17 protein-coding genes and 1 pseudogene are annotated in these 18,201 nt (G+C 65.2%); 13 read left to right on the top strand and 5 right to left on the bottom strand.

Annotated elements, in window-relative coordinates:
- Positions 1–54 precede the first annotated feature (54 nt).
- Complete coding sequence (locus AB0H00_RS11285) at positions 55–705, bottom strand: 2-oxoglutarate/malate transporter (protein WP_357264485.1); 651 nt, start codon at positions 703–705, stop codon at positions 55–57.
- Positions 706–750: 45 nt separating this feature from the next.
- Here AB0H00_RS11285 and AB0H00_RS11280 point away from each other — a divergent pair, with 45 nt between their 5' ends.
- From AB0H00_RS11280 to AB0H00_RS11270, 3 genes are all read left to right on the top strand, one after another.
- The gene (locus AB0H00_RS11280; RefSeq protein ID WP_357264482.1) at positions 751–1,398 is read left to right on the top strand and encodes a helix-turn-helix domain-containing protein; all 648 of its coding nucleotides are present in this window, start codon (positions 751–753) and stop codon (positions 1,396–1,398) included.
- A 325-nt stretch (positions 1,399–1,723) separates the two neighbouring features.
- Positions 1,724–2,665 (top strand): non-homologous end-joining DNA ligase, encoded by a 942-nt coding sequence (ligD, locus tag AB0H00_RS11275; RefSeq protein ID WP_357265077.1) that lies wholly within the window; start codon positions 1,724–1,726, stop codon positions 2,663–2,665.
- Positions 2,666–2,921: 256 nt separating this feature from the next.
- Positions 2,922–3,119 (top strand): hypothetical protein, encoded by a 198-nt coding sequence (locus AB0H00_RS11270; RefSeq protein WP_357264479.1) that lies wholly within the window; start codon positions 2,922–2,924, stop codon positions 3,117–3,119.
- A gap of 179 nt (positions 3,120–3,298) precedes the next feature.
- Here AB0H00_RS11270 and AB0H00_RS11265 read toward each other — a convergent pair whose 3' ends face one another.
- The gene (locus AB0H00_RS11265; protein ID WP_357264476.1) at positions 3,299–4,195 is read right to left on the bottom strand and encodes a formylglycine-generating enzyme family protein; all 897 of its coding nucleotides are present in this window, start codon (positions 4,193–4,195) and stop codon (positions 3,299–3,301) included.
- 579 nt (positions 4,196–4,774) lie between these two features.
- Between AB0H00_RS11265 and AB0H00_RS11260 the strand changes: the two genes are divergently transcribed.
- Both AB0H00_RS11260 and AB0H00_RS11255 read left to right on the top strand, forming a co-directional pair.
- Entirely contained in the window at positions 4,775–7,132 is a 2,358-nt protein-coding gene (locus AB0H00_RS11260) for an arylsulfatase (RefSeq protein WP_357264473.1), read from the top strand.
- Positions 7,133–7,531: 399 nt separating this feature from the next.
- Positions 7,532–7,771: pseudogene (locus tag AB0H00_RS11255) on the top strand (haloacid dehalogenase-like hydrolase); the annotation flags it as partial.
- Between the two features lie 58 nt (positions 7,772–7,829).
- Here the strand turns inward: AB0H00_RS11255 and AB0H00_RS11250 are convergent.
- Entirely contained in the window at positions 7,830–8,486 is a 657-nt protein-coding gene (locus AB0H00_RS11250; RefSeq protein ID WP_357264470.1) for a maleylpyruvate isomerase family mycothiol-dependent enzyme, read from the bottom strand.
- Between the two features lie 496 nt (positions 8,487–8,982).
- On the opposite strand from AB0H00_RS11250, the gene AB0H00_RS11245 reads away from it, so the two are divergent.
- The 4 genes from AB0H00_RS11245 (at position 8,983) to AB0H00_RS11230 (ending at position 11,577) form a co-directional block, all read left to right on the top strand.
- The gene (locus AB0H00_RS11245; protein WP_357264467.1) at positions 8,983–9,447 is read left to right on the top strand and encodes a hypothetical protein; all 465 of its coding nucleotides are present in this window, start codon (positions 8,983–8,985) and stop codon (positions 9,445–9,447) included.
- A gap of 144 nt (positions 9,448–9,591) precedes the next feature.
- Positions 9,592–10,431 carry a hypothetical protein gene (locus tag AB0H00_RS11240; protein WP_357264465.1) on the top strand — a complete coding sequence of 280 codons (840 nt, stop codon included), beginning with the start codon at positions 9,592–9,594 and terminating at the stop codon, positions 10,429–10,431.
- A 4-nt stretch (positions 10,432–10,435) separates the two neighbouring features.
- Complete coding sequence (locus tag AB0H00_RS11235; protein ID WP_357264462.1) at positions 10,436–11,101, top strand: TniB family NTP-binding protein; 666 nt, start codon at positions 10,436–10,438, stop codon at positions 11,099–11,101.
- Between the two features lie 11 nt (positions 11,102–11,112).
- A complete protein-coding gene (locus AB0H00_RS11230; protein WP_357264459.1) occupies positions 11,113–11,577 on the top strand; it encodes a hypothetical protein in 465 nt (154 codons plus the stop codon).
- Positions 11,578–12,122: 545 nt separating this feature from the next.
- On the opposite strand, the gene AB0H00_RS11225 is transcribed toward AB0H00_RS11230, so the two are convergent.
- Positions 12,123–13,652 carry a serine hydrolase domain-containing protein gene (locus AB0H00_RS11225; protein ID WP_357264457.1) on the bottom strand — a complete coding sequence of 510 codons (1,530 nt, stop codon included), beginning with the start codon at positions 13,650–13,652 and terminating at the stop codon, positions 12,123–12,125.
- A 307-nt stretch (positions 13,653–13,959) separates the two neighbouring features.
- Between AB0H00_RS11225 and AB0H00_RS11220 the strand changes: the two genes are divergently transcribed.
- Together AB0H00_RS11220 and AB0H00_RS11215 are read left to right on the top strand one after the other, a co-directional pair.
- Positions 13,960–14,904: a TniQ family protein gene (locus tag AB0H00_RS11220; protein WP_357264454.1), complete on the top strand. Its 945-nt coding sequence runs from the start codon at positions 13,960–13,962 to the stop codon at positions 14,902–14,904.
- A gap of 280 nt (positions 14,905–15,184) precedes the next feature.
- Complete coding sequence (locus tag AB0H00_RS11215) at positions 15,185–15,997, top strand: terpene synthase family protein (protein ID WP_357264451.1); 813 nt, start codon at positions 15,185–15,187, stop codon at positions 15,995–15,997.
- Positions 15,998–16,278: 281 nt separating this feature from the next.
- On the opposite strand, the gene AB0H00_RS11210 is transcribed toward AB0H00_RS11215, so the two are convergent.
- Positions 16,279–16,638, bottom strand: coding sequence for an Rv2640c family ArsR-like transcriptional regulator (locus tag AB0H00_RS11210; RefSeq protein ID WP_357264448.1), 360 nt, complete (start codon positions 16,636–16,638; stop codon positions 16,279–16,281).
- A gap of 96 nt (positions 16,639–16,734) precedes the next feature.
- Between AB0H00_RS11210 and AB0H00_RS11205 the strand changes: the two genes are divergently transcribed.
- On the top strand, positions 16,735–17,238 hold the full coding sequence (locus AB0H00_RS11205; protein ID WP_357265075.1) for an ArsI/CadI family heavy metal resistance metalloenzyme: 504 nt from the start codon (positions 16,735–16,737) through the stop codon (positions 17,236–17,238).
- Between the two features lie 59 nt (positions 17,239–17,297).
- A complete protein-coding gene (locus tag AB0H00_RS11200; protein ID WP_357264445.1) occupies positions 17,298–17,663 on the top strand; it encodes an MFS transporter in 366 nt (121 codons plus the stop codon).
- Positions 17,664–18,201 lie beyond the last annotated feature (538 nt).

Below are 18,201 nucleotides of genomic sequence, written 5' to 3'. Positions count from 1 at the left end.
CGGGACAACGGGAAGCCCGCACCATCGCTAGTATCCACCCCACTTCGGCGTCTGTCAGTAGTCCAGCAGGGTGATGCTGGACGCGACGATCCATACGATCCATCCCAGCCAGCCCACCAACCCGATCAGCGCGGTGCGGCTGGTACCGGCGGCATTGTAGGCGCTGGCCGACGAGGCGACGAAAAGCAAGGCGGCGCTGCCGTATCCGAGCCATTGCTGCCAGAGGGGCAGAAACCCGGTCTCGGCACCGGCGATGCTGAATCCCACGAGTGCGGTGGCGAGAAAGACTTGGTTGAAGCCGAACAACACGTTGCTGAGCGCCCACAGTCCCGCCGTCGATCCACGATCGTGCGCGGCGGCCGAAGCCAGCCCGAACCGCAACGCCTCCACGCAGCTGAACGCGACATTTTGCATGAGGACGCCACCGAATCCCATCAACGCCCACGCGCTGGGGGACTGCCCGGATTCCCACAGCACCGTCGCCAATCCGGCGGCGAAAATCGTTGTGCACAGCCACGTCAGTGGGGCGAGTACCGAGGGGCGTCGAACTGCGACTCCGACTGCCGCCAACGAGTCCATGACCTCGTCCAAACCCTTGCCCGACATCGGCAGCGGAAGCCGCGCACGGACGTAGAGCAGGTTGACCACCAGGGCTGTGAGCACAAACCCGAGCCCACCCAGCCCCGCCCCATCCGAAACAGTCACGACAGGCATCCTCTCAATTGACTTTACGTATGATATTTTCAATATATGCAGCAAAAGATCGGCGGTGCAAGTGAGTCGCCCCCGCGGCGCGGCTATGACAACCTCCGGCGCCAAGCCCAGGCGCACCGCACCCGCGCCGACATAGCGGAAGCGGCTCGTCGCCTGTTCATCTCCCAAGGATGGGCGTCGACGACCGTGCGGGAGGTGGCGCGCGAGGCGGGTGTATCGGTACCGACGGTCTACGCCGCGTACGGAAACAAGACCGGCCTGGTATGGGCTTTGGTGGACGCGGCCGATCTGCCGGCCGACCCGAAACGGCTGCTCGCCGACCTCGGCGCAGCCACGACCCCCGAGAAGCAACTCGCCGCGATGGCAGGTTACGACCGCAGACTCTTCGAACGCTCCGGCGACCTGATCACGTTGATCCGCGAAGCCGGCCGCACCGAAGCCGACCTAGCCACCATCTACGAGCGAGTACGCCGCGCCGCCGACCAGACCCGTGTCGATGTGTTCTCTTCCTGGCCCGCGAGCACCCTTCGCCCCGGGGTGGACTTGGCCACCGCCGTCGACGTCTACGCCGCACTGTGCAACATCGACGTCTACACAATCCTCATCCACGAGCGCGGCTGGCCACCAGATCAGATCGAACACTGGTGGGGGCAAACACTGTCACGCCAACTCCTCGATCGATGACCGTGATCGACGAACCCTCGGCCGCCAACCAGTTGAATCCGTGCACCGATCCATGTCTATCCGCCTCGACGGCCGTATCGCCCTGGTCACAGGATCTACCAGCGGCAATGGTCGGGCCGCGGCCGCCACGCCGGCTGCCCGTGGCGCACAGGTCGCGTCACCGTCACGCTAACGCGTGGATGCATTGCGCCCGGCCCGGATCTCGATGCCTGGCTGTCACGCACGCTCTACAGCCCGCCGCGCGGATCGATCCAGGGGATTCGAAAGATGCCGCAAAAGCGATAGCTGGAGATACGCTGACCTTGTGGTTTCGGTCCCGGCACCGATGCTGGCCGTCGCGGGACGGCCGCCGGACACTGCCGCATGGGCGATCGAGATGAAATGGGACGGTGTACGCGCCATCGTCGTCTGTGACGGCGACACCTGTCGCTTGTACAGCAGAAACAAGCGGGACATCACCGGCTCGTACCCGGATTTGGTCGAGGCGATCGCCGCCGCGGCGCGCGGGCGGGAGCTGATCCTCGACGGCGAGATCATCGCCCAAACCCCGAACGGGGCACCGTCATTCGGTTTGCTGCAGCGCCGCATGCACGTCGTCCGCCCCAGTAATGAGCTGATCCGCGCCGTTGCGGTGCAGTTCTACGCCTTCGACGTCCTGGCAGTCGACGGCGACGCCACCACCGACCTGCCCTACCTCGTGCGCCGTGAACAGCTCTACGACCTCACCCTGTCCGGCGGGCTGGTGAGCAGCCCGCCCCACTGGCTGGGCCAGGCCGCCGACCGCATGCTCGAACTGGCCCGCGAACACCACCTGGAAGGCATCGTCTCCAAAGAGACCGAATCGACCTACCACCCCGGCCGCCGCTGTCCGGTATGGATCAAAACCCCGCTGCGCCACACCACCGAGGCGATCGTGGCTGGATGGACACCCGGCAACGGGATGCTGGCCCCGACCTTCGGCTCACTCGTCCTGGCCGCCCATAACTCGGACAAGCGGCTGGTCTACATCGGCAATGTCGGTACTGGATTCACCGTGCTCGCCCGCCGTGCGCTGCGTAAGCAGCTCGACGATCTGGCTGTCGACACCAGTCCCTTCGATCCGATCCCGGACCGGCGGGAACTGCGTGCCGCGCGGTGGGTGCGCCCGGAACTCGTCGGTGACATCGAGTACCGCGAATACACCGGCGATGGGCTACGACACCCCAGCTGGCGCGGGCTGCGCACCGACAAAACCCCTGATGAGATCAAATGGGAATTATTCGATTAGATGGGGTCGCCGACTGGCCGAATTCTGGGCGGATAGGGGCCTACGCCCGGGAGTCTGTCGCGAGACACGTTCCGGCGCAGGGTATCCGCAGATCGCAGCGCAAACGGGGCCAATACACCGCCATGCGCCGGCCAGCGAGTAATTCGGGCTCCCAATGATCCCTGGCTGCCTGCGTAGAGTCTCGGATAGAGTCCGCCCCCTCTGGTGAGAAAATCGTCGATGGCGGCGTCTAGGTTTCGATCGGAATGAGGCGGATGTGGCAAGCCCTGACGGGCCCCTGCTGGATTGGCATGACCGGCTGTTCTTCGTTCTGATGCTGCTGCAAGACCTCGAACTGAAGGGCACAGGTTTCGCATTCGACTACTCGCGCGATTCGCTGGCGCATCTGGAGCAACAGGTGATGCGGAAATTCTCGGACCCTGGCCAGGTCGCGTGGCCGACGCGTCGCACCTGACGCGACCGGACCTTGGTGGGGTGCCGACACTCCAGTTACCCGTCGGCCGGCAGGCGCGGCGAGGCCCGAGGGCGGCGGTCCGTCATTGGTCGATCCGGTAGAGGTAGCTCGCCCGCGTGTAGTTCGCATCGTGCGACGCGGCCGGGCGGACGGGAATCCGCTGCCGGAATCGGGTGGTTTCAGGGTCGAGTGATCAGCCGGAAACCCAGATGCGAGGTGGAGGTTTCGATCGGTTGGGCCATTCGGGCCGCAGGCCGGTACCGCTGGCAGTAGTTCGGTGCGCACAGGTGTGATCCACCTTTGATGACGCGGCGGCCGATGAGCGGCTGTGTCCGGTCGCGGCTGTCTTCTTCGGTGCCGCCGCGCGGATCGACGGCCACGCAGCAGGCGTGTGCCTGGCCCTGGTGGGCGGTGTACCAGTCCTGGGTCCATTCCCACACGTTGCCGATCATGTCGACCAGGCCGTATCCGTTCGGGGGGAAGGAACCGACCGGCGAGGTGCCTTCGAATCTGTCGACTCGGGTGTTGTGGTGCGGGAATTCGCCGTGCCAGGTATTGGCCATCAGCGTGTTGTCCGGTGCGAATTCATCGCCCCACGCGAACTTCGCGCCATCCAGACCTCCTCGGCAGGCGTACTCCCATTCCGCTTCTGTCGGGATGTCCTTGCCCGCCCAGTCGGCGTAGGCCGCGACGTCGTCCCAGGCGATGTGCACTACAGGGTGGTCGGGGCGTTTGCGGATCGAGGTACCCGGTCCCTGCGGGTGCTGCCAGTTGGCGCCGGGAACCCAGTGCCACCACTGGTACGGCAGCTCCATGCGCACCGGACGATCCGGTTTGATGAACACCGAGGAGCCCGCGACCAGTTGGTCGGGATCGGCATCGGGGTAGTCGGCGGCGGTGGGTGTCCGCTCGGCGACGGTGCAGTAGCGGGTGCGGGAGACGAACCGGGCGAATTCGGTGTTCGTGACCGGGTGCGGGTCGATCCAGAATCCGCCGACCGCGACCCGGTGCGTCGGTGCTTCCTCGGGATAGTGATCGTCGGATCCCATGGTGAACGTACCGCCCTCAATCCACACTCCCCGAGCCGGGTCGTGAGGGGCCGCGGGCCTAGCGACGACGGTTGGCGAATTCCTGGCATCGACTTCCGTCGGGTTGTTCGTTGCCCGGTTTTGGTCGTTGTGTCGTAGTTCGTGCGAGGCTCGACTGCTCATCGGGTCCACTTTCCCGTCGGATGAAAACCCCGGTACATGTGTGTCGATCTTTCTCACCCCAGGACGCTGTTCCTCATTTTGCGGGGAGGAAATTCCAGTATTCATCGTGGTACGCGCCGATGCTGCGGCATATCGTCGAACGTGTCGCGGGTCTGCCGTCGCCGGTGGGAGTGAATGCTCCTCGATGACCCCCTGGGGCCACGTTTCTACGTAGTGACATCAAACCGGCACAAGTCTGGGCTGACTGTAGTCAGCGGGAGTCGTCGGGCGAATTGCGTTTTCGCTATGCAGGCAACTCTCCGTTATTTCCTTCGAGACCATGCTGTGGGCTGACGCTGCTGGACCAGTTTCATCCGTGATGGGTGAGGTCGGTGTAGCCGTGGCTGCATAGGTTGCGGGTAGGGGGTCCACCCATCGGGGGTCTATCTGTGGAGGAGAACGCCCATGGCAACGCCATTCCGCGGTGTGGTCAACCTCGATATCCGTGATTCGGTCCCGGACTGGGGCCCGTACGAGCAGCCCAAGGCGGCACCGGGATCGCCCAATATCGTCTACATCGTGCTCGACGACGTCGGCTTCGGCGCGATGAGCTGCTACGGCGGCCCGATCGAGACGCCGAATATCGATCGGATCGCCGCCAACGGATTGCGTTACAGCCAGTGGCACACCACCGCGCTGTGCTCACCGACCCGCTCCTGCCTGCTCACCGGCCGCAACCACACCACCAACGGCATGGCCTGCATCAGCGAATGCGCGGTCGGATTCCCCGGAGCCAACGGCCACATCCCCCCGGAATGCGCCACCCTCGCCGAGGTCCTGGTCGAACAGGGCTTCAGTACCGCGATGGTCGGCAAATGGCATCTGTGCGCCGAGGACGAGATGAACCTGGCGTCCACCAAACGCAACTGGCCGGTCGGTCGCGGTTTCGAGCGCTTCTACGGCTTCCTCGGCGCGGAAACCAACCAGTGGTATCCGGATCTGGTGCACGACAACCATCCCGTCGAACAGCCCTCGACACCGGAGCAGGGCTATCACCTCAGCGTCGATATCACCGACCGAGCACTCGAGTACATCGACGACGTCAAGTCCATAGCCCCCGATCGCCCGGTCTTCCTCTACTACGCCCCCGGTTGCGCACACGCTCCGCACCACGCGCCGCGCGAATGGATCGAACGCTATCGGGGGCGGTTCGACGCGGGCTACGAGGTGATGCGCGCGCAGATCCTCGAGCGGCAGAAACAAATGGGCCTGGTCCCGCAGAACACCGAATTGCCGCCGCTAAACCCGATCGGCACCCCCGACACCCGAAGCGGCCCTGAGGGCGAGCCGTTCCCGCCGTTGGACTACACCCGCCCCTGGGACACGCTCTCTGATGAGGAGAAGCGGCTGTTCGCCCGCATGGCCGAGGTGTACGCGGGGTTCCTCTCGCACTGCGACGACCAGATCGGCCGCCTGCTCGCCTACCTGGAGGAGATCGAGCAGTTGGACAACACCATCATCGTGGTCGTCTCGGACAACGGAGCCAGCGGCGAGGGCGGCTCGGACGGCTCGGTCAACGAGAACAAGATCGCCAACAGCGTCCCCGACGACTTGGCCGAGAATATGGCAAAACTAGACGAGCTGGGCAGCACCACAACGTACAACCACTACCCGAACGGGTGGGCGATGGCCTTCAACACCCCGTTCAAGATGTGGAAGCGGTACTCGTTCAACGGCGGCACCTGCGACCCGTGCCTCATCTCCTGGCCCGCCGGGATCACCGCCCGCGGCGAGACTCGCGACCAGTACCACCACGCCGTCGACCTGGCGCCGACCCTGCTGGACTGCCTCGGCATCGAACTCCCCGACATGGTGAGAGGCCACGCTCAAGTGCCGCTGCAAGGCGTCAGCATGCGCTACAGCTTCGACGCGGCCAACATCCCGACCGCCAAGCACACGCAGTTCTACTCCATGCTCGGCGGACGCGGGATCTGGCACGACGGCTGGAAAGCCGTCACCACCCACCCCACCCTCAGCGGCTGGAGCCACTTCCCCGACGACACCTGGGAGCTGTACCACACCGAGGTGGATCGCTCGGAGATGCACGACCTCGCCGCCGAGGAACCGGGCAGACTCACCGAACTGATCGGCCTGTGGTTCTACGAGGCCGGTGTCAACCAGGCGTTCCCGCTCGACGACCGCTCGGCCGTCGAAATCCTGACCAGCTCCCGCCCCCAGCTCGCCCCACCACGCAACCGCTACGTGTACCGCCCCGGCGGGGCTGAGGTACCGGAGTCGGTCGCGGTCAACATTCGTAACCGCTCCTACTCGATCGGAGCGCTCGTCGACCTACCCGGTCCCGACGCATCCGGTGTGCTGTTCTCCCACGGCGGCCGATTCGGCGGGCACGCCCTCTATATCAAGAACAACCGGCTGCACTACGTCTACAACTTCCTCGGCAGCGAGCAACAGCGGATCAGCGCGACCGAGGACCTGCCGACCGGCCAGAACCTGATCCTGGCCGCATCGTTCGACAAGGAAGGCGAGGACCCGCCCGGCACCGCACGCGGCACACTCAGCCTCTACTACGGCGACCACAAGGTCGGCGGAGGCCGAATCCGCACCCAGCCCGGCAAATTCAGTATCGCTGGTGAAGGCCTCAACGCGGGCCGTGACAGCGCCGAAGCCGTCACCGACGACTATCCCGGAACACGGCCCTGGGCGTTCACCGGCGGAACCCTGCACCGTGTCGCTGTCGACGTCAGCGGCGAACCCTTCGTCGATCTCGAACGCGAAGCTGTCGCCATGCTCTCGCGCGAGTAACAGCACAAGGCAGGGGCCCTCAGCTACACAGTCAGGGATCCCGCTGATCCCGCTACAAGCGAGGAACGGTGCCTGCCCGCCACGGTGAGCGGCAGGCACCGCCATCGCACGAACGGCCCGTTCATGTGAATCAGCGAGAACCTGCTCAACACCTGCCGAACTCGCAACACACGAGGGTGGTGCGTTGTGATCGCGGTACACCGGTCGCTCTCGGTCTCGCGGGTTCCCGTGCAGCGATGTGCTCGGCACGGCCCCAGGCGTTGCGGCGACACGGATACACCTCATACGAGGAGTGGTGGCATGACCGCACAGAGTCAGTGCGAGCCCGACAACGGTCGCACCGATGAACGCAGCCCACAGTCCGGCGATCCACTTCCGAGCTGGCACGACGGAGCCCGCATGCAAGCGGTGGTGAACTTCGTCGATCGAGTGAGCACCCGAGGCGGTCCCGACGAAGTCCCACCGCAGGACCGGATCGCGGTCTTCGACAACGACGGCACCCTCTGGTGTGAGAAGCCCATGCCGATCCAACTCGACTTCGTCCTACGCCGCCTAGCCGCGATGGCCGAACAGGATCAGACCCTGCGCACCCGCCAATCCTGGCAAGCCGCCCACACCAAGGACTACCGGTGGCTCAACACAGTGCCAGGGCGTTCCTGACCCGGCCCGCGCCGATTCGGGGTTCCGGTGTGTCGGGTCAGCCGCCGTCGTGTGGTGTACAGCGAGCGCGCAGGGTGGGCACACCGGGCCCGGTGAGGTCATCGCAATAGGCATATCTTCCCGCCATTGCCATCGTGAGCGCGATGGTCGTTCCGCGGATCAAGGGGCCGGTGCCGACAGCGAAGGGGCCGTCGGTCGCCTCGAGGCGTAAGTCCTCGACAATGCTGCGGCTGGCTACGGTGAAATCGCGGCTGGCGAAAAAGCGGGCCACTTCGGTGGTGGCCGCGACCGACGGTGTGCGCAACAGCCCGAGGGGGCGTCGGATGTCCTGGGCATGCACGACCACCTCGCCGAGCCAAGCCGCCGTGTGCCCCGATGCCGCTACGGTGCTCGCGACGACCGCCCGGAACCGCTCGAGGGTTTCGGCCGGGGTCCCACCACGGTGCTCGGCCAGTCGCCGGGCGTTGTGCCGGTCGAAGTCGAACCGGGCACCCAGGACACTGGTCAGCCACCGCATCCGGCCGATACTCGCCGCCGCGGTGAGGTGGGCGACGACCTCCTCGATCACCCAGCGTCCGCACAGCGATCGTTGGGTCCACTGCCTGTCATCCAGGTCGGTGAGATCGTCGGCCAAGGCGGCGCGTTCGGCGTGAGCCATGGCCCAGAGGCCCTCGCGAGACACGACATCGGACACCGGGGTTTCTCCAATTCGATCGAAGCCAGCCCGCAAGGGCGGCAGTGTGGCTGATCTGCGTCCTCGGCCAGTGCCGTCGGTGGTGCAGTTCATCGTTCCCGGGTGCAGACGATCGCGCTCGCTTGGATTCATCGGTCGTGCGGTGATTCCAGACCCCCGCCCGGGCGAAGACCACGCATTCGGTGACAGATATCCCGCAAAAGCGACACATATGGCGCTGTGACGAAGCACGACATCTGTCACTGAGGCGGATGCCGCACCTGGCTTTTCTCGACGGGCGAGGCACGGTATCTTTCACTCGTTTTGCGGGTTAGTTGTCACTGGTCTTGCTTGCGGACGCCTTGATAGTCCGGGTGGGTGGACACGGGGCTTCTGGTTGCTCACCGAGGGCGATTCCCGCCGGCTGGCGGAGGCCCTTCTCACTGGCAAGGGGTTGATCGGGCTGACCTGCTTCTCGGTGAGGAGAAACTGGACGGAGTAACCGGAGAATGGGCTCATGTTCGAACTGAACATCCCAATAGAAGACCTGGCTGTCGACTCCCGCCAGCCTCAGCTCTATGTCTCCGGCGAAGTCTGGATCACCATCGACGGCCACGACTTTCCCGGACACGGCTGGACCGACGAGGTGCTGCCGTTTCTGGGGTCGCTACGTGCCGCGATCGGGGAGGCTCGCAGCGGTGACGAAACCGACTTCTACTTCTGGGAAGGGAACTTCTTCGTCAAGCTCGTCCCTATACCGGCTGCTCCTGATGCGCGGTATGTCGAAGTATTCGCGGTGCACGACAGCGCCGACCCTGAGGAGGGCGGCACCGTGGAAGCGAGTTGCGTTTGCACGTTGACCGAATTGGGCGACTTGCTGCAGGGCACGATCGGGGAACTGTCCCTGTGGGCACACGACCATCATGAGGCAGAACTGCTGGAATTCTTGTCCCGGATGACATCGTTACCCGAACTCACCTAACGGAGAAGCCCTGGCCACCGAGCCGGAGACCCATTGTCCACCAGCCCGGACATGCACTGTCTGCCCATCCCGAGGTGGCGATGACTGTTGACAGGGCTCGGTGTTCGGCGGGCGCATGTGGGCTGGATGCGTTTGGATGTCGCGGTGAGGTTGAGCCTTGAACCGGTGTGGTCACACACCTGCCGGTGGACCGAATTAGCTATTGCGGCATCGGTTTCCGATGAAGCGTGGGAGCGGTTGCGGTGGGACACGCCGTGGTCGGTGTCCTGCCGGGTGGGCGGGCGTGAGGTGTCGGCGCCGGTGCGGGATCTGGGTTCGTTGCCGATGGCGGGCCGGGAGCCGGTCCGCGGGTTCTCCTGGCGGCACGGGCAGCGGCATCGGTCGGGGTTGCAGTATCTGGTGAGCACGGGCCGTCATCATGGGTATGAGTCGCTAGCAGAGGCCCGGCTGCTGCTGATGCTGGACTTCGCCGGTGCGGTGACGGATGTGTTGTCGCGGCCGCTGCGGCTGCGCTACGTCTGCGATGAGGGTCGGGCGGAGCATGTTTCGGATTTCCTGGTCACCACGGTGTCTGGGTGGTGGTTGATCGACGTGCGCCCGGTTGCGCGGATTCGTTCACGGGACGAAGTGGCGTTTGCCGCGACCGCGGAGGTCGCGGCACTGAACGGCTGGGGTTATGTCGTGGTCGGAGGATGGCAGCCGCATGCGGCGGTGACGGTGGACACTTTGTCGGCGCAGCGCCGCCTGGGCATGGACTGGCGCAGTCGCTGCCGACCGGACGCTGATCGTTGCGGCGGCGGCCGAGGGCCGGAAGGCCGGGTAGTGGATCGGCTGGACTTGTCGCCTGGAACGGTCCTCGTGCTCGATCCCTCGAACAGATACCGATCACCCGCCCGGCCCGGCTGGGTAAGGCATTCCAGCGGGGGAATCTGTTCCTGCTCACCGAATACGACAAGCATCCGAACACCGACGATCCGGAAGTGATTTCGTGACCAGGAACCCGGATTTCGCAGTGACGCAGTTCATTCTCCCCGGACAGGTCCCCGACCGCGAAACCGCCGAGGGCTGGCGGCAATGGCGGCTGGCCCGCTACAGTTTCGTCCCCGCGCCCCAGATCAGCCTGGACGAATACCGGCTGATGAGCCCGTGGCGGCGGCAACTGCACGATCTGCACCGCGCAGCCACCCACGCGAATCTGCCACTGCAGGAGACACCGATGAGCGCTGAACTCGCGCGGCTGATGCGAGGGCGATTGCAGACCAACGCGCTCAAACACAAATCCACCACCCGGGCCGGGCTGATGATCACCGGCGGTGGCTACCAAGGCAAGACCGAAACCGCCTGCGAAATCGCAGCCGCGTTCGAAGACGCGTGGCTGGACCTGCACGCCCAGCTCAACCCCGATGCACTGCCCGGCACCCGCGATCCGCACATTCCGGTCACCTACGTCCAAACACCGGTCACAGCGAAACCGAAGTCGACCTGCCACGCGATCCTGGACTTCTTCGGCGCTGACCACAAAGGCATGAATATGCCACAGCTGACCCGCCAAGTCCGGGCGTCGCTGCACGACCACGGCACCCGGGTATTGATTCTGGATGACATCACCCGGCTGAAGCTGCACCGCGCCGACGACCAGGACACCTCGACCTGATCCGCGCGTACATGAGCATGAAAGTCACGCTGGTTCTCATCGGCGTCGACATCCCGCGCTCCGGGCTGCTGCGCAGGGGCCACCAGGATCCACGCACCGGTGAATGGGTGTTCACACCACCGACCCGCGACCTCAGCGACGAAGCATCCACCCAGACCGAACGCCGCTTCAAACTGGTCCACCTCGAACCATTCCGCTACGACAGTCCCGAGGCCATCGCCGCCTGGACCGCACACCTGGCCGGGCTGGAGGAGAACCTACGCTTGTTCCACGCTGCACCGGGCATGCTCACAGACGGCTCCATGCCCGAATACCTGTTCCGCCGCACCAACGGCGTCGTCGGACTGCTCGAACGCCTCATTGGGGAAGCCTGCGCCGAAGCCATCTTCCGACGGGACCGAAAATCTCACCGAACACCTGCTCGACACCATCATCACCACCACCACCCTCGACCTGGGCAACGACCACAGGCGTGACGCCGCCGCCGGCGAACTCCCACCCGTCCCGCCGGCCAAACCTCGGAAACCGCAGCGCGGCAGACACCGCAACACCGTTTTCGACGACCCCGGTGTCCCCACTTCACGGCAAGGGGCATAACCCCATGCCCTCATTACCGCCGCCCCTGCGCCCGCTCCCACGCAGCCTCGACCCACTGGCTGATGAGTCCCTGCCCGGCTATTTGCTTCGGCTTGCCCACCGGCTCGAAACATCACCCTCACGCCTCATCGAGAAGGTCGGATCTCAGCGGCCTGTTGGAATTCCCCACTGGCGGCCACTTATCGGGGAGCTATCTGGCCGTCAATGCAAACGGGCGGCAACAAAGGGTCGTCGCTGTGCGGCTTACCGCCTTTCGAAACGCTCGAACCTGCTTGGGTCGGTGTGCGCACGCTGATCGCCCGGCCGGGCTCCACGAGCTCGGCCGGGCGATGATCTTCCTGGTGTGAGTACCGGCTAGGAGTCGGCCCGCGAGACGTACGGGGCTTACGGTGCTCGGACCTGTTACCGAGCTGGGTCCGTCGCGTCAGCCCTGCGCGTGGCCGAACAGCTCGTTGACGAGCCGCTGCGTCGCTTGCTGGAACGGCACGGCCAGCGACAGTGCGGCGTCGTCGACGTAGTTCAGCGCGGCGGTCAGGGTCTTGCTGCCGTCGGGCGTGCTGAACATCATTGCCGCATGGCCTGCGGCGCCGCCGTTGTGGGTGATGATGGTGCCACTGTTCGTTTCCTGCACAAAAACACCCAGGCCGTAGCCCATGTCCGGAATGGGCGTCGGGTGCGGCGTGCACATCTCGGCGAGCAGTTCGGCCGGCAGCAGCTTGCCGCCCATCAGCGCGGAAATGAAGGTGTGCAGGTCTGCAGTGGTCGAGACGATGTCACCACCGCTGGAGATCCAGGAGGGGTTGTGGCTGGTGACGTCGACCGTGACTTCCTGGCTGTCGTCCTCATACCGGAAGTAGGCATGGGCGTGCGGCTCGGGGACCTCGGTCTGGGTGGTCGGTGCCATGGTGCCTGTCAGTCCGAGCGGGCCCAGAATCAGCCGCTGCATCTCCTGGGCGGCCAGGCGGCCGGTGACCTTCTCGATCAGCAGCCTGGCCAAAACGTAGTTGGTGTTGGAGTAGCTCCAGTCCGTGCCCGGCTCGAACCGTGCGGGCTTGGACAGCGCCAGGCGTACCAGATCCTCCGGCTGGTAGGTCTTGAACCGGTTGTCCACCCATTCCTTGCCCGCGGTAGTCGCGGGGATCCCCGGCACCATCGTCCCGTCGGGGTAGTACTCGCCGGTGAAGTTGAAGATTCCGCTGGTGTGCTGCAGCAGCATCCGCACCGTGATCCGCTCGTCGAGCCCGAACTCGGGCAGGTAGTCAGACACCGGGGTGTCCAGCCCGATCCTGCCCTCGGCCACCAGTTGCAGCACCAGGGTCGCGACGAAGGTCTTGGTGTTGCTACCGATCCGGACGTGGCCGTCGATCGGCGGCCTCGCGCCCTCGTCCAGCTCGGCTACCCCGGCGCCGCCGACCCACTCGCCCCGCTCATCGTGCACGCGCAGCGTAATCCCGGTGATACCGGAATCCACGATGTCTTCGAGGGCCCGCTGCAGCTCCGGGCGACCCTCCCCGGCAGTGGCCTCCGGCACCGCCCCGCTGCTCGCGGTGGTCGCCCCGGCGTCGAGGGCTGCGGTGATCTTGCGGGCCATCGCGGTCGTGGCGGGGCTGGGCTCACCCGTGTATGGCCGGGCGGCTGCGTCGATAGCAATGCGGACGGTGCTGCGGAAGTTGTCGGCCTCGGCCGGATCCTGCTTCTCGAGCAGGTTCACGGCGGCGGTCAGGGCCGGTAATACCTGGTCGGCGAGTGCGGCAACGGTCGTGCCGCTCAGTTTGATGTCGGCGGACTTCGCGGCGAGTACATGCCCGACCAGACCGGTCGCCGACGTCAGGACGATAGAGGCGTTCGTAGCGGCCTTGTGGGGCGTGCCGGTGGCGGCCATCAGCGATACCGCACCGTATGCGGCGGTCCGCAGGGTGCTCTTGTCCCGGCCGGTCAGGGTGTTGGTTGGCATGGTGGTGTCTCCTTCAGATCCGTTGTGCTGCAATCCAGTTGAGCGGACCGCTGCGCCGTTGACACCACTACTGTCGCCGGCTCGGCTGACACCAACCTGACACAGACCTGACACACCCGCTGACCACGCTCGACCTGGCCCCAGCAGGCAGCCCGCATCAGCTCGCCGCTCCCGACAATCCCCACCCGCCGCAGTAAATCGACGCGCCCTACGCCACTAGATCGCCGCCACAAAGTCGGATGACCGGCATTCCCGAATGTTCGGGCGGGATGCTGGCGGTGTGCCAGAAGCTCCCAACTGGCCGCCTATGGGGAATCGCAACTGGCCGTACACGGGGAATTCCCGGTGGCCCCTGACAGTTGGACTTCGCCCCAACCGGCGCTACACCCTCCGAAAGGAACTGCTCAGCCCCTCCGACCCCGTCGCATTAGCCCGAACAACCAAGCTGTCTCTTCCTGAGGTCGCGGATCTGTCGCTGATCACCATGCCCGACCGCTATCCACCATTGCGACCAGAATTTCTCGGCAAGCAGCGCGAGCTGCACGCGATCCTGGCCGAGCTCTGGGTGTTTGTCCAATGGACCCGATACTGCCCGCAGTGCCTCGCCGGTGACGGCAGCACCATCCAGCAACACCACGGCGGCCCCTGGAAACGGGCCTGGCGCCTACCGGTCACCTTCTGCTGCCTCACCCACAACCGGCTCCTCGAACACCTCTGCCCGCACTGCCGGGAACCAGCAAGCAGCCGAACGAAACACAAGACACCCCATGACCTGCTCATCGTCAACGCCACCGCTACTGACCTGCACCCGTGGCAATGCCGGACACTCACAGGCAACTCCGGCTACACCACCAGGAAACTGATCTCCTGCGGCGGGTCTCTCCGAGACTCCGGCCCCAGCAATCCCGATCTCGACCCCGAATCCTTCGCCGAACTACTGACCACCCAGGCACAACTGACCGACCTGCTGACACCAACCGGTCCGGCAACCACAAACAGTTTTGGGCAGCCCACCGCCGCACCACTGTTCTTCACCGACCTGCGTCTGCTCACCGAACTCATCACCATCACCTGGCCCGCCGCCCGGACCTTCACACCCACCAACACCCTCGCAGAAACAATCGACCAATACGCCGAGCACCGACGCCAGGAGACGCAGCCACACCTGCGGAAACGCGGCCGCTCGCCTGGGACGGGTAGGGCTGCGTCGTCGTACTCACCGACGTCGGTCAACTCGCCGCTGTTTCCGTGAACCCGAACGCGCGCCACGCGATGACCGCCTACGTCCGGTCCGTCCTCGACCGGCGAACTCCGTCGCCGCCGCCGGTCCCGCCGCCCTCGACGCAGGCCCCCAAGGTTCACGGTGGTGGGCTGCCGCCACGGATCGCGCAATGGTTGCGGAGCTGGATGGTAGACACCGGCCTTGCCCTCACCCCGGCCGAGGCCGACTACCACCGGTGGACAGGGGGGTCCCGCTCCTAGCAAAGCTCTTGGCCCCGGCGAACGAGGCCCGTGAACAGACCGTCTACTGCATGGCCGTGCTGGTCTTGGTGTGGGACGACCTTTTCGAGGACCCGCAGCTGACCGACCCGGAAGCCGTCACCGCGCTGAGGCGTGGCATGGTGGCAATGCTGCGCCAGGACCCGGAGAGGCCGTGGCGGTCCGGCGCGATCCCGACGGCGTGGGCGAGTTTGTGGCCGCGCCTGCGCGAGGGCCGCAGCACCCGCTGGCAGGAGCGATTCCTCGACAACATCGAGGAGTGGTTCAAAGCCTGTGAACGCGAAGCCCACCATCGCATCAACGGCTATATCCCCTCCACCGCCGACTACCTGCCGCTGCGGATGTCGACCAGTGGGATCGAAACCATCATCGCCAGCGTAGAGGTGTACCGAGACCGGGAACTTCCGGCGAAGCTGCGCGACCACCCCGTGGTCCGCCGGCTCGAAGAACTCATCTGCTGGGTGGGCTTCGTGGAGAACGACCTGGTGGGGTTGGATCGCGACGAGGCCGACCAAGTCCCCTACAACCTGGTGCGGGCGGTCCGTCACGAAACCGGCTGCACCCGCAGCGCAGCCATCGAGCAGGTGCGGCGCCAAGGGGCCGAGCAACGCGCCCAGATCGGCGAGGTGATCCGCTACCTGCCCGCGCTCTTCCGCGTGCTTCCCGGCCTGTCGGGCAAGTGGAAGCAAGACATGTCGATCTACGAGATGATGACAAGCATGGCGCTCGGACTGCATCAGGCCGAGCGGTACACCCCACCCTCGCATTCCGCAGTGCCAGACTTGGAACGCTTGCGCAACGAGATCTACTACCCCGCCGACGAACCGGCTCCTACCGCGCCGTAGCCCCCGTCACCTTGACCGTGGCCCTGACACGGGCCACGGTCAACGATCTGCGAGTACGTTGGGATCCGGTTTCACGCTGCAATGTCGGACAGTAGGTGAGCGCGCCCTAGCTCTCCGCCGAGCCCGACTCGCCGTCGCTAAACGATCTGCATCTGCCGAACAGCTGGCCCGCGGCCGACGACCTCGACCTAAGCAAGGGGCCGCCACTGCCGCCACACCTCATCCTGACGAACAGGCGATAACCTGACGGCCGGTTCGGGTGTCGAGATATGGATGCAGGTTCAGCGGCAGCAGTTGGGGTCGAGAACGACACAGAGTGCCGCGAGTGCGTCACGGTGGGCACGGTGGATGACGTTCATGCCGTGGCGTTCGGAGCTGACCAGCCCTGCTTTGCGGAGTTGGGCGAGGTGGTGGCTGACCGTGGATTCGGATAGTCCGACGACGGCGGCGAGATCACCTCCGTTTTCGCCGCTGTCCGGACTTGCCAGCAGCAGTGACATCAGCTTCACCCGAACCGGGTCGGCGAGCGCTTTCAGGCGCAGCGCAACATGCAGTGCCGCGTCGTCGTCGACCGGTCCGGCGGCCACTGGTGCGCAGCAGACAGGGGTGGACATATCGATGACGGGCAGTGCTTTTGGCATGAACCCGATCCTACCTGGAGAATTGACATATGTCGAAAAGGTGGCACACTCGTATCTGTCAGCTATTCGATATATGTCACACAAGTGGAGGTCATGATGTCTCGTGTTCAGCTCGCTCTCAATGTCGATGATCTGGAGCAGGCGATCGGGTTCTACTCGACCCTGTTCGGCGTGGAGCCGGCAAAGCGCAAGCCGGGATATGCGAATTTCGCGGTAGTCGAGCCGCCGTTGAAGCTGGTGCTCATCGAGAACCCGGGCCACGGCGGCAGCGTGAACCACCTCGGGGTAGAGGTGGATTCGTCGGAAAAGGTGCATGCCGAGATCGCCCGGTTGTCGCAGGCCGGTTTGTTCACCGAGGAGCAGATCGCAACGACGTGTTGCTTCGCGACCCAGGACAAGGTATGGGTCACCGGCCCCAACGCGGAGCGGTGGGAGGTCTACACCGTGCTGGCAGATACCGACCACTTCGGCACCGCCCCAGATCTGACTGGGATGAGTGACAGGCAGGCGGTACAGGCCTGCTGTGGCACCGACGGCCGCGGCGAAACCGAGCCCGAGCCGGGGACCGGGGGCGCGTGCTGCGCGCCGGCCGCCCGGTAGGGCTCAGGCCCTGGAGTGAGCGATGTCGATACCGCGCCCGCGCGATCGGATTGCCCCGGGTGCGGCGCCGCCGGGTGCTGGCGGCGCTGTGCCTGACCCAGACCTCTAGTTGGGGGATCTCATATTACGCGTTTCCGGTGTCGTCGGTGTCGATCATCCGCGACACCGGATGGTCGGCGCCGGTGATCACCGCGGCGCTCTCGGTCGACCAGCTCGCGACCGCGCTCATCGGTATCCCGGTCGGGCGGATACTGGACCGGATCGCGCCGCGGCTGGTGATGACCGCGGGTTCAGTCGTCGCGGTGGTGGCACTGCCAGTAGTCGCGGTCGCACCGAATCTGAGGTGTTTTACGGCGGCCCGGGTGGCGGGCCCCCTGACGGGGGCGGTGTTGTATCCGCCGGCGTTCGCGGCGTCGACCCATTGATGGGTGCCGATCGGGTGACCGCGCTGATGATCCTCACCCTCGCCGGTGGGCTGGCCAGCACCATGTTCCCCCGATCACTGCTGCACTCGATGAACACACCCGTTGGCGCGGAACATATCCAGATCCGATGAGACCACCCACCACACGACAGACGCGCCGTCACGGCATCCTGCGGCAACGCTTCTGGGAATCGGCGCGCGCGAAGATCTGCGATTGGGCACCGACCTCGACGGCACTCTCATCGCCCATCACCGCACAGGGGACCACCACTACATCGTCGCTGAACCGGCGGAAGGACTGTTTCCTTACCTGGACACCCCACGCGTACTGCTAGGCGGGTTCCCGCGTTCTACCGACACGAAAATCTGTCGTAGCCACAGTAGACATTGAGCGAAGACTGAGGTAGCTTCTATCGAGTCAGAAGAGTAAGAAGTCTGGATGGCACGGGAGATGACGAACTGCCCGTGAAGCTGAAACGGCGGTCGTGAACGCGGAACCGCGAGGTCTGCCGGTTCTAGGTCGCCGAATGCATGAAAGA

It is taken from the genome of Nocardia sp. NPDC023852, assembly GCF_040639505.1.
Taxonomy (GTDB): domain Bacteria; phylum Actinomycetota; class Actinomycetes; order Mycobacteriales; family Mycobacteriaceae; genus Nocardia.
The sequence above is the reverse complement of the archived record's forward strand: the minus strand, read 5'-3'. Positions and strand labels throughout refer to the sequence as shown.